General features: G+C 56.4%; 12 protein-coding genes. 1 reads left to right on the top strand and 11 read right to left on the bottom strand.

The annotated features are described in order from the left end of the window. Window positions 1-8: 8 nt before the first annotated feature. The 6 genes from FYC48_RS16765 to FYC48_RS16790 all read right to left on the bottom strand — a co-directional run bounded on the left by FYC48_RS16765 (window position 9) and on the right by FYC48_RS16790 (window position 8321). Window positions 9-905, bottom strand: a complete 897-nt coding sequence (locus tag FYC48_RS16765) for an FHA domain-containing protein (protein WP_149497886.1) — start codon at window positions 903-905, stop codon at window positions 9-11. 99 nt (window positions 906-1004) lie between these two features. After that, window positions 1005-2498 (bottom strand): serine/threonine protein kinase, encoded by a 1494-nt coding sequence (locus FYC48_RS16770; RefSeq protein ID WP_235034294.1) that lies wholly within the window; start codon window positions 2496-2498, stop codon window positions 1005-1007. Window positions 2499-2623: 125 nt separating this feature from the next. Then, window positions 2624-3442 carry a tRNA pseudouridine(38-40) synthase TruA gene (gene truA / locus FYC48_RS16775; protein ID WP_149497887.1) on the bottom strand — a complete coding sequence of 273 codons (819 nt, stop codon included), beginning with the start codon at window positions 3440-3442 and terminating at the stop codon, window positions 2624-2626. A gap of 2 nt (window positions 3443-3444) precedes the next feature. Next, window positions 3445-4461: an aspartate-semialdehyde dehydrogenase gene (locus FYC48_RS16780; protein ID WP_149497888.1), complete on the bottom strand. Its 1017-nt coding sequence runs from the start codon at window positions 4459-4461 to the stop codon at window positions 3445-3447. Between the two features lie 495 nt (window positions 4462-4956). After that, the gene (locus tag FYC48_RS16785; protein WP_149497889.1) at window positions 4957-6141 is read right to left on the bottom strand and encodes a formylglycine-generating enzyme family protein; all 1185 of its coding nucleotides are present in this window, start codon (window positions 6139-6141) and stop codon (window positions 4957-4959) included. A gap of 533 nt (window positions 6142-6674) precedes the next feature. Next, window positions 6675-8321: a S1C family serine protease gene (locus FYC48_RS16790; protein WP_235034295.1), complete on the bottom strand. Its 1647-nt coding sequence runs from the start codon at window positions 8319-8321 to the stop codon at window positions 6675-6677. 370 nt (window positions 8322-8691) lie between these two features. Between FYC48_RS16790 and FYC48_RS16795 the strand changes: the two genes are divergently transcribed. Beyond that, complete coding sequence (locus FYC48_RS16795) at window positions 8692-10401, top strand: glucuronate isomerase (protein ID WP_149497890.1); 1710 nt, start codon at window positions 8692-8694, stop codon at window positions 10399-10401. A gap of 117 nt (window positions 10402-10518) precedes the next feature. On the opposite strand, the gene FYC48_RS16800 is transcribed toward FYC48_RS16795, so the two are convergent. The 5 genes from FYC48_RS16800 to fliP all read right to left on the bottom strand — a co-directional run bounded on the left by FYC48_RS16800 (window position 10519) and on the right by fliP (window position 15363). After that, window positions 10519-12114 (bottom strand): 2-isopropylmalate synthase, encoded by a 1596-nt coding sequence (locus tag FYC48_RS16800; protein WP_149497891.1) that lies wholly within the window; start codon window positions 12112-12114, stop codon window positions 10519-10521. Between the two features lie 345 nt (window positions 12115-12459). Continuing rightward, the gene (locus FYC48_RS16805; RefSeq protein ID WP_160149581.1) at window positions 12460-13218 is read right to left on the bottom strand and encodes an EscU/YscU/HrcU family type III secretion system export apparatus switch protein; all 759 of its coding nucleotides are present in this window, start codon (window positions 13216-13218) and stop codon (window positions 12460-12462) included. Next, window positions 13215-14060 (bottom strand): flagellar biosynthetic protein FliR, encoded by an 846-nt coding sequence (locus FYC48_RS16810; protein ID WP_149497893.1) that lies wholly within the window; start codon window positions 14058-14060, stop codon window positions 13215-13217. Before FYC48_RS16810 ends, FYC48_RS16805 begins: the two co-directional genes overlap by 4 nt. 75 nt (window positions 14061-14135) lie before the next feature. Further along, entirely contained in the window at window positions 14136-14399 is a 264-nt protein-coding gene (locus FYC48_RS16815; RefSeq protein ID WP_149497894.1) for a flagellar biosynthetic protein FliQ, read from the bottom strand. 13 nt (window positions 14400-14412) lie between these two features. Then, the gene (fliP, locus tag FYC48_RS16820) at window positions 14413-15363 is read right to left on the bottom strand and encodes a flagellar type III secretion system pore protein FliP (protein WP_149497895.1); all 951 of its coding nucleotides are present in this window, start codon (window positions 15361-15363) and stop codon (window positions 14413-14415) included. Window positions 15364-15421: the final 58 nt, after the last annotated feature.

Consider the following 15421-nt stretch of genomic DNA (forward strand, 5'->3'; position numbering starts at 1 on the left):
GACGTATCTTAGTCCAAGTTCTGCCGCACTTCGATCGAAGGCCCAGACGAAAAGGTGTAGATTTGGTACCCGAGAAAACCAACGATACCGATTGCAACGAAAAACATTGCGATCGTTTTCCAGTCCCACGAACCGCCAAAGTCCAATCCGAAACTTGGCAGCTGAATCGACCGCCTGGGCTTGCGTTTGTATTCCTTTGGATCGATCTTCCGCTGCGGTGGTTTCTTTTTCGGCTTCGCATCAACCTCGATTTCGACCTTGTCGCCGACGTCGCTGGCCCCCTCATCAGCTCCCGAGCCGACGAACGTCTCGTGCGCTTTCGCATCTGCTTCAAGTTCATCGAGTGCGATTTCGTCGTCGGCTGCCGCAGACTTTGAAGCCACTTCGCCACGGATTTGCCCGTAGCGAATCTCTTGGTCGACCTGGTCCTCAGCCTCCAAAAATTCGGCGACATCAAAGTTCTGCCAGGATGCCGGCGGATCCACCACGGCGTTGGTGTCCGAACCGCTTTCGGCCCCAGAGTCTTCGAGCCCAGAACTTTTAAGCCCAGAGCCCTCCATCCCAGAAGCTGCGTCCTCCGTCCCGGAGACAGACGCAAACGCCGGCATTTTCATCGAAACGGTGAACCCGACTTTACCGAACCGCAGTTCGTCACCATCGGCGAGGACGTGCCACTGGTGTGGAGTCAATCGTTCGCCGTTGACGTAGGTCCCGCCGGTACTCTTTAAATCCAGTACGCCGAATCCGTCCTCGTTATGCAATAACAAGCTGTGCCGGCGGCTGACCGACTTGCTTTTCGGACGGATCTGACACTCTTTGTTTCTGCCAACCAAGTAGTAGCCGATTTGGATCGGGGCAGCCGTTCCGGCACGGCTACCTTCGGTCATCACAAGTTCGACTGGCATGGGGTCAGATTAGCGGGACGGGAGAGTTCTAATAGGGGGACAAAGTCTCCGCCGGAATCATAAACAGAGATCGACGGGCATACGAGTGGTTAGGGATCTTTAGTCCTGCAAGACGATAATCTCTTTCCCGCTTTCCATTGAGTGCAGCGGGCGGTCCTTCTTCTCCTCTTTGGTCAACTGGAAGATAGTGATTCCGATGACCACCAATAACGCCATAGTAGAGATCGCCAAACCGATTCCCAGCAGGACATTCTGTGAATCTCCACCACTTCCTGACCCGCCAGAAGAAGCGTCTTTCGCTTTCGAGTTCGCGTGATTGCTACCCGCAAAACTAGGCGCCGAACCGTTGGCCGACATCGGTGCGGGTTGAAATGGCGTCACCTCGATCGATGGCAAACTGCCAAGGTCGAGTTCAATCGGTTCGGAGATCGACGATGCGCCGACCTCCTTCAGTGGCCCACTGTCATCGATCGAACTGGGCGTAGACGACTCTCCAGAGGCGACTCGCGAGGACATTGGGCGATCGGAAAGGTCGCCTCCCTGTGCGACCGAATTTCGCAGCCGCTTGAGCTGCACCAACAACTCGGCGGCCGACGCGGGGCGATCTTCCGCTCGCTTTGCCATCATCTTCTGAATCAATTCAGAAATTGCCTTGGGGCATTCGCCTCGGATCGCTGACACTGCGGGAACCGGCGCGGTCTGATGTTTTGCCAACCGCTGAGCGACGTTGCTTCCGGAAAATGGTGCCCGCCCACAAAGCAAGAAATACCATGTGCAGCCGAGCGAATAAATGTCCGCCCTCGCATCGACGGTTTGACTGTCGATCGCCTGTTCGGGTGCGATAAAGTCAGCCGTTCCGGTCAAACGATTCGGCGATTCGCTGTCACCGGCGTTGTAACCAATCCGGGCCAATCCCATATCGCTGACTTTGATCACGCCATCACTACGCAACAGCATATTGGAAGGCTTGATGTCTCGATGGACGATGCCGCGCTGATGCGCGTGTGCAAGCGCGTCGGCCGATTGAATCATTGCATCGAGCGATTCGGTGGGCGACATCACTCCGTCGCGGACCACCGCGCGATGCAAGTCAACGCCATCGACGTACTCCATCACGATGTACAACTTGCCGTCGGCTTCGGAAAAATCAAACGCTTGAACGATATTGGGGTGCTCAAGCTTTGCCGACGCACGGGCTTCTTCTTTAAATCGCTCAATGCGTCGCGCGTCTTTGGAGGCTTCGGCGGGCAAAATTTTGAGTGCCATCAACCGATTCATGACCGAATGCTTGGCGAGAAAAACGACGCCCATCCCGCCTTTGCCAAGGGGCCGCATCAGCTTGTAATTGCCGAGGAAAAAACCTCTCGCTTTACCGGCCAACAACTTGCGTGCCTGCCATGGCGTAAGCAAGTTCGCCCCCACCAAGCCGTCTGCTAAACGTTCCGGAGAGAACCGCGTGTCTTCGGCCATCAACGAAACGACGACCTTTTTGATATCGGCTAACTCAACCAACTGGGCATGCATCGATCGCCGCACGAAGTCACGTGTGGCGTCGTCAAGTACCGGCTCGGCTTCAATCGTCTTAACCGACATAACTCAATTGGCTTCTGGTGTGTCCTGACCGAATGAGCCTTCTTTCAATCGGTCGCCTTCTCAACCCGGACGTCGTCGGGCAAGAAACATCAGCCGCATTATCGGGTATCGGCGGCCAATTAATGTTAAGGATCTGTTAAAGGCGTGTGTCGTTCAGGTGTGATTGTGCTGCGGTAACCCGGCAGGTAATCGACATGCTTTAGGAACAAACCCTGCGGCGGCGCGGTCGGACCGGCATAGATCCGATTACGCTGCTCTAAAACTTCGTCGATCCATTCAGGCGGTTGCTTCCCCAGTCCTACTTCGACCAGAGTGCCGACAATATTACGCACCATGTTGTAAAGAAAACCGTTGGCTTCAACCTCAATTGCCACATGCCCGGTTTGCTCAAAGTCCGTGGAAGGGACTACGACACAGTCCCTAACGTCGCGGACGGAGGACTTTCGCTCCGCACCGGCTGATTCGAAGCTTGAAAAGTCACGATGGCCAATGACTTTTTTTGCGGCAATCTTCATTAATTCAACATCAACCCATCGCCGAAGACGCCATCGATAGCGGTGTTCAAATGGATTCCGTTGATGCCGCACTTGGATCTGATACCGGTAGCGCTTTCCAAGTGCGTCGCGGATCGCGTGAAAATCCGAATCCGCTTCGTGGACTTCGTTGACGACGATTGAGGGTGGCAATCGAGAATTGATTGCCCGCAGCAACGCTTCGGTCGTGGCGGTCCAATTCGGAAACCGACAACTCGCGACTTGGCCAAGGGCGTGCACCCCCGCATCCGTACGCCCGCTCCCGACCACACTGACGTCTTGACCGGTACTACGGCGGATTGACGTCTGCAATGTCCCTTGGATCGTCGCCTGCTCCGGCTGGACTTGCCAGCCGGAATAGTCAGTGCCGTCATATGCAATGACGAGCGCAAACGTGCGGTTAGCCGGCATGCCTAAGCGGTCGCTACCGACTGCTGCAACAGTTCAGCAATCTGCACCGCATTGGTCGCGGCTCCTTTGCGAAGGTTGTCGCTGACACACCAGAACGCAATTCCGTTGCCCTGCCCACTGATGTCGCGGCGAATCCGCCCGACGAAGACGTCGTCTTTGCCATCACAGTCACGCGGCATCGGATACCGTTGACCTTGCAAGTCATCGACCACCGTGATCCCTGGAGCCGCACCGAAAAGCTCTCTCGCTTGCTCGACCGAAATCGGTTGCTCGGTTTCAACCAAGATCGATTCGCTGTGCCCGATCGTCACCGGAACCCGAACCGCGGTCGGACAAACTTGAATGTTGTCGTCACCCATGATCTTGCGTGTTTCATACACCAACTTCATCTCTTCACTGGTGTAACCTTCAAACTTTTCGCTTCCGATCTGCGGGATCAAATTGAATCCGATCGGGTACTGAAACGTCTTGCTGGCCGGTGTTTCGCCGTCGAGTACCTTTTGCGTGCTGGTCATCAGTTCGACGTTCCCAGCCAGTCCCGCGCCGCTGGTCGCTTGATAGGTGCTGACAACAACACGCTTGATCTTGCAGGCTTTGTGCAGTGGCGCCAAAGCAACGACCATCTGAGTCGTACTGCAGTTTGGGCTGGCAATAATTCCCTTGTGATCGGCAATTGCTTCTGGGTTAACTTCCGGCACGATCAGGGGAACGGACGGGTCCATCCGCCAGAAAGCGCTTTCGTCAACAACGACGGCACCTTCTTCGACCGCATAAGGAACGAATTCGGCGGACACCTCGTCAGGCGTGCTGGCGATCACCAAGTCGACGTCTTTGAATGCACCGGGGGCTAACAATTCAATTTTGATTGTCTCGCCCTTCACGGTTACCTCTTGGCCAACGCTTCGTTCCGATGCCAGTAGCTTCAACCGTTTGTACGGGAAGTCACGGGTCTCGAGTTGCTGTAGAACGATTCGTCCGACGGCGCCGGTGGCACCAACGACAGCCAATGTATCGTGCACGGGTGTGTCCAGAGTAGTTTGGGGAAAGTATCAGTCGTCTCGTGATGACAACCTTGCCAATCGTTCGGTTCGCCGCTGCCCCAGTCACGAACCGCCAGCGCTGATGAGGGTCGATCAAAGCCGACTTGAAACGAACGCAGATTTCCAAAGTTTATGACACAATGGCGGTTTTGAAAGGCGGGATTTAGGGACGCCCGCCCAGGATGGCCAAGCAGACGCGGGTTTTGCGGAATCGGACAGCATCGCACCGAGCCCAAACCACCCCAACATGGTCAAATCAACACCCCAGAAAGAACCACACCCGCTTCATCCATTCGGTTCCGCCCCGAAGCCGAGGGCGATGGCAACCAATGCTTCGCCGTCTCCCCCCGACGCCTAAGACGAAGACACAGCCAGCGTTTAAAACGAACGACGCCCGGCCGAATCGGCCGGGCGTCGTCGTGTTTGATTCGCTTTGGCGACGGCCGAGATGCAAAACCGCGGCCGAAGCGTCAACTATTTCGCTTCTTCGATCGCCTTAGGAAGGTCCTTGTCGACCAAGCCCAAGCCACCACGACCACCATCGATCCGCGATTTGACGTCGAGGATGGTGTCCTCTGCCTGAGCTTCCCAGAACTTGGTGATCTTCTCTTTGCCAAGAGGCTTGTAGGAGCGGAAGATTCGGAATCCGACACCACGAGACGGATCGCTGGTCAACCACCACGGGCTCCGCGGGAAGTTCGGATCGTCGACTTTCCACTCTTCGTAATCGCTGGCCAGACGGGCCGCACTGCGGAGATCCTCAGGATCGAACTCCCAGCTTCCGCCACGCAACACACACGGGGACGGGTATTCGGGCCAAACGACGACGTCGGTTGCGTTGAGGTTTTTCTTTTCGGCGAAGGATGCGTAGCCGTCTTCGGTGTAAGCGTTCACGGTCCACTCGGCAACATTACCGTGCATGTCGTACAAGCCAAACGCGTTGGGCTTTTTGCTCGCGACAGCCACTTGACCTTCGTCGGCGTTGTCGAAGTACCAGGCGTAGTCATCGATCTCGTCGGTGCTATCGCCCCATGAGTAAGCAGTTTTCGTTCCCGCGCGAGCAGCATACTCCCACTCCGCTTCGGTCGGCAAACGATACTGTTGGCCAGAGACCAGGCTCAGCCATTTGGTGAATTGCTGCGCCGAGTACTGAGTCATTGTCACGGCGGGTTGCTCGGGCTCTTGACCGTATTCAAAGGTGAACGTCGGTTCGTAAAGCTCCGTCGGTGCGGTGATCGCGTCAACTTTGTTGTCGTCGTTAACCGGTCGAATGCCTTCCGCTTCGAAGTCCTTGAAGATGGCATACAAGTTCATGTATTCCTTGTACTGTCCCCAAGTCACTTCCGTCTTCGCGACCCACATCGGGTCCACCGTGACTTTGACCTGAGGCCCCTCGTCTTCACTGCGGTCCTCTTCTCCTTCAGGGCTTCCCAGCAAAAACTCGCCCCCGGGAACCGGCACCATCTCGATCTCTTGATCGGTGCCAGGAATGCGGAATGTATACGGAACCATATAGCCTTCGTCGACTTTGACGAAAGGACCTTCGGCCGGTTTTTCGCTGGCGATTCCAGGAACAGTTTCGGCAAGACAGCGGGAAGCCGCTGATGTAGCGACCAGGGCAACCGAAAGACAAAGTAAGCTCGAAAGCAACCGTTTCACAGTGTTAGCTGGGGTACGAGAAATTGAATCCGCAGCGACGGGTCGGCGGCGGGTTTTGTGACGATTTCAAATCGCAGTATAGATACGTCCGGCGATGTTTTCGATTGCCATTTTCACCGACAACACTCAGCACGGCAAAATTGATGAGCAATCCAGAAGCGTAAACGGCACCGTCGCAGCCACCGTCATCGTCGGGTGACATTCCACCGTTGCGAAACGAAATTTAACACCCTTCGGCGGAGCCCGGGCCCCCGGAAGTGAGCCGGTTTCGGCGAAACGCAAAACGTTCGTTTCGAGCAGAAATTCGGGGATCAGCCATTCGCCGACGGACACTCGCCCCGGTTCATCTGCCACAACCTTGGCTGACACCGTCCGACAGACCCGCTACCAAATTCATGACACCCGCAAGTGCCTTGTTTCAGTTCAACCTCGGGATCAACCGAATGGCGTTAGCCACGGTTTCTTGAGCGATAACCAGTGCTAACGCCCGTCGAATGAAGACTCACACCCGTATTTTCAAATGGAACGACGCACTAGCGACGGTCGAGTTCGGGCGGGCGGCGGCCGAGCTTGACCTCAAAGTTCATCTCTTCGCCAGATCGCTGAACCAGCAGACGAATTCGCGTCCCTGCCATCGCGTTCCCGATCAATTGCATCAAGTGATCGACGTCGCGGATCGCTTGGCCGTCGACCCAGGTCACGACGTCGCCGGGCTGTAACCCCGCGACCGCGGCGCCGGACTGAACATCGGCGATTGCCGCGATCTGCGCCCCGCGAACCCGCAGATTCTCACCGGAGAGTTTCTCATCGGGGACCTCTGCCAAAGACACCCCTAGCCAGCCCCGCTCGATTTTTCCGTGCTCACGAAGCTGTAGATAGATTTTTTTGGCGACGGTGCTTGGAATCGCAAAACTTACCCCCTGGTAAGTGTCACCGACGATCGCGGTGTTGACACCGATCATTGTGCCACGTGAATCGACTAGCGGACCACCGCTGTTACCAGGATTAACCGCAACGTCACTTTGCATGAAATCTTGATAGCGATCTTTCGCCCGCACCACACGATGCTTTCCGCTAAGAATTCCGAACGTCACTGTTCGGTCGAGCCCAAACGGGCTACCGATGGCCCACACCGGCGAACCGACTCGAATACGTTCGCTATCGCCCCAGGGGATCGGCAACAAATCGTTTGCGTTAACTTTCAGCACCGCCAAGTCGGTCAATTCATCGGTCCCGACGACGATCCCATCCAACCGGCGACCGTCGCTTAGCGTGACCAGGATTTCGTCGCTATCGGCGATCACATGACGGTTGGTCAGGATGTACCCGTCTTCGTCGACGACGACTCCGCTGCCTTGATCAGAGATCAAAATCGCCGGTGCGCCGGTCATATTCTCGTGCACGATCTTGTGATGCGCCGCTCGGCGGATATCGATGTGCACGACACTCGGTCCGACCGCCGCGTTGACCATTTGGTAGGCCTGCGAAAGCGAATCGAGTGAGACATCTTTGAGGCCTTGGCTGGCGACTTCAAACTCGGCCCGAAGTTGACCACGATACTGGGCATAGCGGATTCGTTCGACAATTCCCGGAACGACAAACCAGGCCGCCGCGAGTACCGCCAAGACGGTCACGAGCATTACCAAGCCTTGCTGGAATGCCGTCGCGGCTGAATTTCGATAGCGTTTTTGATTGATCTCAATCGCCACGTCACGACGCGAATCGACCAACGAATCCTCGATTTCGATCGGCGGCGGCCCTGTGTATTTTACGGGCGAACTTGCGGTCGATTGGACGAGCACCCGAATCGACGAGTCACGGAGTTGGCTCGACGACGATTGCGATGATTCGCCGGAAGGTTGAGCGGCGGGCTCGTCCGGTGTTTTCTCGTCCGGCGTTTTTTTGGTGGGCTGATCGCCATGATCGCGATTCCCCTGATCTGAATTCCCTTTGTTTACGGGGTTTTCTGCGTTTACAGGCTCCAGTTCGGTCAGCTCAAAGTGCGGGCCGTTGGGCGGAGTCACACCAGAGTCGAAACGATGAAAAAACAAGCGTGGCTGGTCTACCGACTTGGAGGAAGCACGATCACCGGGGCCGGATTTCGCCGGATGCGGGTGCTCGCTATGGTCCGCCCCCCGCTCTGGCTGGTGCGGCTTCTGTCCATCAGACGGTTTTTCCATCGGTGGCAGTCTCTTCTCCGGCAGAAATCGAAATAGCGTCACAAAACAACCATTCTAGCGCGATACGATCCGTGTTCGGCAAGTTTTTTTTGGGCAAACGGCCTCAATTCTCGTCAACGTCCCCTCAAAACCGGACCGAGCGTCTCGCTTTGCTGGCCAGAATCGTCGACAATCCGGGAACTTTGTCGGTGAGCCTTCGGGTTCATTGACGATCTTGGTTCTTTCGGCGTCGCTTCGGCGGTCCATGCCCGGCTACGGTCCTCCGGCTTGGACAGTCGGTTGCAGGCAGATTTCTGAAGGGTGGCAATCCCGCCCCGCCGAGCCCACCTTGTTATCTTCGTGATTCGCAATTTTTGATTGGCAACCCCCCATGGCAGCTTCTCCGACACGCGATCTTTCGTCGGCACGCGACACCATCTATCAAGCCATTTCCGCAATTCGCTTGATCGATCCACACACGCACATCAATCCGCACTCGGCGGGATCGACCACCCTGGCTGACATCCTGGGCTATCACTATTACACCGAATTGGTTCACTCGGCCGGAATGCCACGGCTGGAAATTGAAGAACCCGGCATCGAACCGCGAGAATTGGTTCGTCGAATGGTCCACGGGTTGGGCAATATCACGAACACCGCCAACTATCACTGGCTGATTCAAATCTGTCGTGAGTTTTTCGATTTCACCGACGACGCGATCACCCTCGACAACTGGGAAGACCTATTCGATCGCTCGGAGCAGAAAATGGCGTCGCCGGATTGGGCACAAACCGTGCTCGATCAAAGCAACGTCGAAGCGGTCTTTTTGACCAACGACTTTGATGATGACTTGGCCGGTTTTGACACCAACACCTACATCCCTTGTCTACGCACCGATGACTTGGTCTTTCATCTGGCCAAGCAGGAAGTGCAAGACCGGTTGGAAGCTTGCAGCGGCATCGCCAACGACGGGTCACTGAAAAGCCTGCACGCGGCATTGCGCCAACGATTTGTTCATTTCGTCTCCAAAGGCGCCCGCGCGTGCGCGATTTCGATTCCACCTAGTTTCCAGCCGACACCGGTGAGCGACGGTCGCGCCCAGAACGCTTATGACTCGGTCCTCACCAATGGCACGGATGCGAATCCCGAGGACATCGCCGCGCTGTCACGCAAAGTTTTCTGGACCCTGGCCGAACTGTGCGACGAATTCGGACTGCCGTTTGATTTGATGATCGGTGTGAACCGAGGCGTCTATCCCGGCGGCGTCTACCAAGGCCAGGACCTTTACGATAGCCGCGTCTCGCTGATCCAGTACCGTGAACTGTTCAACGCTTTTCCACGCGTCAAATTCCCAATCTCGGTTTTGGCTAGCGTCACCAATCAGGAACTTGTCAGCTACAGCTGGATCTTCCCGAACGTGCTGACCAACGGACACTGGTGGTACAGCAACACGCCGTCGTTCATCCACCGCGACGCCGCTGCCCGCCTGGAAGCGGTGCCGCGCAACAAGCAAATCGGTTATTACAGCGACGCGTACAAACTAGAATTTGTATTGCCGAAGTTCGACATGTATCGCCGAATTTTGGCGCGTGTTTTGGCTGACGAATTCGTTGGCGAAAATGGCTGGAGCGAAGAAAAGGCGATCGAGCTTGGCCGCCAGGTACTTCGCGGAAATGTCGACGAAATCTTCCGCGCCCCGCAAGCGATCGACGAATCGGCACCGCTGGACGAATTCGGCAACCCGGCGGTCATCGCCGGACGCACCTCGGACGGCACCAACGAAGATCTCGATCCGGTCCCGTCAGACGCCGAGATCGACAGTTCCGGCGTTAGCGATGTCACGCTCTCGGAAACGACGGGCGACGACCACGCGACCGACCTCGACCATGAAATCGACGCGGTCCCGCTGAACGTCGGTGACTTGCTCGGTGACAAAAACCCTTCCGGCCCTGACGCCCCGGGATCGCAAATCCACCCGATCGCCGGCGACGGAGAGTTCACACCGGACGGAAAATCGATGCGTCTACGGCCCGATCCGATGACCGGTGAACTGCATTTTCCCGTCGACGAAGACGAGAAAAAATCGAAAGGCGAAGGCTGATCATACGGGCTACCGTTTGACCTGCGGCCACGCTCGGTGAGAGCGTGGCCATTGGCGGGAATCACGTCCTTCTTTCCGGGACCAGACTGCTCAACCGAAGACGAGATCAACGGCACACTACGCGGCGCCGCCGGCGATTCGGTTGATCGCGTTCAACATCGCCAGGATCGTGCTTTCGACGCTGTCGGTACTTACGCCGACACCGCGATACAGCTTGCCTTTGTGCTCGACTTCCAAGTTCACTTCGCCGATTGCGTCACGCCCCAGCGTTGCACTACGCACTCGGAACTCTTTGCAAATCAGATCAATCCCAGTGATCTGCTCGACAGCCCAGAACGCGGCGTCGATCGGCCCATCGCCCTCGGCAACCTCGGCCGATTTTTCTTCATTGCCATCGGACAGCGTCAACTTCACCCGAGGCGTTTGCCCGGTCTTGCTGGTCACTTCATAGTTCACCAAGGACCAAGCTTGACCTTCGCTCTTGCCACTGATTTCCTGCTGAACGAGCGCCATGATGTCGCCGTCATAGATCTCTTTTTTCTTGTCGGCCAAGACCTTGAACTGTTCAAAGACGCGTTGCAGCTCTTCGCCTTCCAAATGAAACCCCAACGTCTTGGCGCGGTCGGCCAAGGCGGCTCGGCCGCTGTGCTTGCCGAGGACCAAATCGGTTTTCACAAAGCCGACTTCTTCGGGCGACATGATTTCGTAAGTGCTACGTTCCTTCAACATGCCGTCTTGATGGATTCCCGATTCATGCGCGAACGCATTTCGACCGACGATGGCCTTGTTGCGTTGCACATTAATACCGGTGACTTTGCTGACCAATCGACTGACAGGAACCAAACGCTTGGAATCGATCCGAGTGGTCGTTTGATAGAAATCGCTGCGCGTCTTCATCGCCATCACGACTTCTTCCAACGCGGCATTGCCGGCACGCTCGCCGATCCCATTGATCGTGCATTCGATCTGCCCCGCCCCGGCGGCGACGGCGGCCAAGCTATTAGCGACCGCCATTCCCAAGTCGTCGTGGCAGTGCGTGCTGAGGACTGCTTTGTCGATGTTGGGTACACGGTTGCGGAGCATCTGAAAGATCTTGAACACCTCTTCCGGCGTGATGTAACCGACGGTGTCAGGAACATTGATCGTCGTCGCGCCGGCATCGATCGCCGCCTCGACAACTCGACACAAAAAGTCGTGCTCGGTACGACAAGCGTCCTCGGGCGAAAACTCGATGTCCTCGCAACGGCTGCGGGCAAGCTTGACGCCTTCGACCGCGCGGCGAACGATTTCGTCCGGCGTCATCCGCAACTTGAATTCGCGATGAATCGCACTAGTCGCCAAGAAAACGTGGATCCGCCCTTGCTGGGCCGGGGCGATCGCGTCGGCGGCACGCAAGATGTCTTTCTCGCTACAACGGGCGAGCCCACAGATCGTCGATTTGTCGATCGATTCTGCGATTTGCCGAACCGATTCGAAATCTCCCGGCGAAGCGATCGGGAACCCCGCTTCGATGATGTCGACCCCGAGATCGGCCAGGTGATGGGCCACTTCCAATTTCTCGCTCAGGTTCATACTGGCGCCCGGTGATTGCTCGCCATCGCGAAGCGTCGTGTCGAAAATTCGAATGTGACGCTTTTCGGTGGCGGTTTCGGCGGCACCGGCCGCATCGCCACCGGCGGGCTGGTCTGTCGCTGGGGAACTGGAAGAACTCATCGAATCATTTCCTGTGCATTAACGTAAGTGTGTGGTGGAATCAGTCTGGTCGAGAACAAAAAAAGCCCGAGTCCTGTTGCCGGGACTCGGGCTTTTGCTGTGTTTTGTTAGCTGGCGTTCTTAACGCTTCACTGGAACAGTGCAAACCCTCATCTCCGGCTCACGAATTAGTAGCGCGAGCGATAGGAGTAGTAGCAGGGGTAGCAAGTTGATCAGTGTCATAGCAGTAGAATAGGTCGCGGGGGCCAATGAAGTCAAGTCAAAGTTGGTGACCACGGCGGATCCCCAAGGCTAATCTCGGTTATCGACGCGCCAAACTTGAGCGATCAATGCGACCGTTCGCTGCTAAGTCACGCCCTGGACCGCGCCGGTTCGCGCGTTTGTTGCCATTTCTCCGCCCCTCGGCGCGCTGCGCTGGGCGTTGCGGATCTCTTCTCGCAATTCAAGATCCGTCATCATCAAATCCTGCTCATGCTGCCACCACGCAATCGCGTAGTCGACGCAAGCAAAAAACAGTACCGTCGCTCCCACCCACACCGCACAGTCGATCAGCAGAGTGAAAACCTGGGCGCCGGCGGCGGCCGGAGTCAGCGCCCCCAAACAAGCGATCAACGGCAGAGACGAACGCACATACAACGTCGCGACACAGACGATCGCGATCAGTTTCATCACGCTCACCGAAAACCGTAGCAATGCCTGAGGCCCCAGAATCGCCTTGCCACGCCGTAATGGCGACAGCCGATTCCAAGACGGAACCAGTCGCCGAAACGCGACCCGCCCTCCCGATTGCATCAGCCCGCTGGCCAGGCCGATCAACATTAGCCCGATCATCAATGGCAACAACACCAACCCGGCGGCGAAAATCAAACGAATGATCCTGGTGATCACTTCGCCCGAATCGATCGACAACCCGGTGGACTGACCAACCGACTCCTCAATTGTCAGCATCAAGAAGCGGACGATCCTCGGCCCCGACCAAGAGAGCATGCCGATTGCCGCTAGCAACGTCGCCGCGGACACCAACTCTTGGCTTCTCGGTCCCCTGCCCTGCTCTTTCGCTTCCTGCCGTTTCTTCGGCGTCGGAGGATGAATCTTCTCGCTCACGGCCTGATCGATACCTTTAACTGATGAATCGAATTGGTCAGCTCGGCTTCAAAAATTAACCCCGCCGATCCGATCGTCAGTCCCATCACAATCATCGCGGCCAAGATGTTTAAGTTGATTCCGACCGCCATCACATTCAGCCCCGGGACGGCGCGACTGATCAACGCCACCAGCACATTGGAAAGCAAGACGCAAGCAAGCAACGGCGCGGCGACTCGGACCCCGGATCGAAAACCGATCGTCAATTGATCGACGATCACTTGCAACATGCCTTCCGAGTCGGCCATCGACATCGGCGGAACCTGTTGAAAACTTTCCAGCAATGCGTTGATCAATAATCGATGCCCACCGAATCCCAGGAAAACACAGGTCGTCATAAATCCGATCATCTTGGCGAACTGTGGAACACTCGTCCCGGTCGCAGGATCGGCCACAGCTGCCAACTGCATCCCGGTGCTACTGGACGCCAGCTCGCCCGCCAGCTGAACGCCGCTGATCAATAGCTGCGCAATGCTTCCGATAACGACCCCTAAGATGAACTCACGGCTACCGGCGACGATTAACACGGCCGCTTGATCAATGAGCTCCCGTTGCGATGCCGTCTGGAGCACCGGCCACTCATCCGGCTTGATCGATCGCATCACCGACGGTGCCAACACCACCGTCATCAAGATCACCAAGGCGACTCGAAATCGAATCGGAACCCCAAGCGAAAATCCTGGCATCGCAAACACCAATCCCCCCAGCCGGAACGCCACCATCGCGACGACGACCGCAAACGTTGGCAAAACGTCGGCCACGAACAAGCCGGTTGGGATCTGCGGGAACCAATGCTCGAACATACGCGATCGGCGTCAATGAAAGAGGTGAACGAAAACTTGGCCTGACGATGACTGCGTTTAACGGTGGCTCGATCTTTAGAAGCCACCGCTGGCGAATAGGGTCCCGGCGAACTCCATCATCCGAGTGAACATCCAAGGCAAACATGCGATCAACACCAAACTTGAGACGATCAACTTGGGGACGAACGAGATCGACTGATCCTGGACTTGGAAAAGCGTTTGAATCAATCCGCTGACAAGTCCCGTCACCGCGCCGGCCAACAACACGGGTGCGGCCAGTAGCGCGGCTAGGAATAACGCTTGCCGACAGAGATCCACCGCTTGACTTGCATCCATCATTCGCACGAACTTCCTAAGCAAAACTGGCGAGCAACATTCCGGCAACTTGGTGCCAGCCGTCAACCAAGACGAACAGCAACAACTTGAGCGGCAGTGAAATCATCGCCGGTGGCAACATGAACATTCCCATCGACATCGTCACGCTGGCGACCACTAAATCGATGACTAAAAACGGGAGGTAGATTGAAAAACCCATCAGAAATGCGACCTTTAATTCGCTAATCACAAATGCGGGCAACATCACACGCATCGGGACATCGGCGAATGAACTCGGGCGTGGTCCTTCGGGAAACGCATGGCGGTAGAATAGAAACACGTCCTCAACGTTTTTTGCCGTCGTGATCTGCTTCGCCATGAACTCACGCATCGGCAACGTGCCGGTGTCATACGCCTGCATTAACGTCATCCCAGATTCGGGATCGCTATAGGGTTTGATCGCTTCGTCATACACCCTCGTCCAAACCGGCGTCATCACCAACATCGTCATGAACAAGGCGATACTGGTCAGCACTTGAGTCGGAGGCAGGGCCTGTAACCCGATCGCTTGGCGAAGCAGCGAAAGCACCACGATGATGCGGACATAACAAGTCGTCATCAGCAAGATCGCCGGCGCCAGACTGACCACCGATAACAACAACATCGTTTGCAAGCTACCGCGAGCGTTTTCGGGGCTCACCCAAGAATCGGGCCCCCCGGCGATCGTCTCCAACGCTTCTTCGGAAAGCGACATCGGTCGCCGCGTTACGATGGTGGGGACTGTCCCCGACGATTCCCCTGCAAGCGTTTCTGTCGCCGAAGATTCTTGACTCGATCGAGCCGTTTTCTGGTTTAATAATCGCTGCGGATCGGCCGGCCGCTCGGCTTCCGAGGGAACCGTATCTGACGCGTGGCAAGTCAATCTGCTATGCAAGCAACCAAAGAGAACCGCAACGATGATCCAACAGCGGATGGTTGTGGGAATCATTTCGGCTGCAAGACTTCATACGATCGACGAGCTCTCAAGACGCCCCCGTCGGCCGCCT

Source organism: Roseiconus lacunae (assembly GCF_008312935.1).
Lineage (GTDB): Bacteria > Planctomycetota > Planctomycetia > Pirellulales > Pirellulaceae > Stieleria > Stieleria lacunae.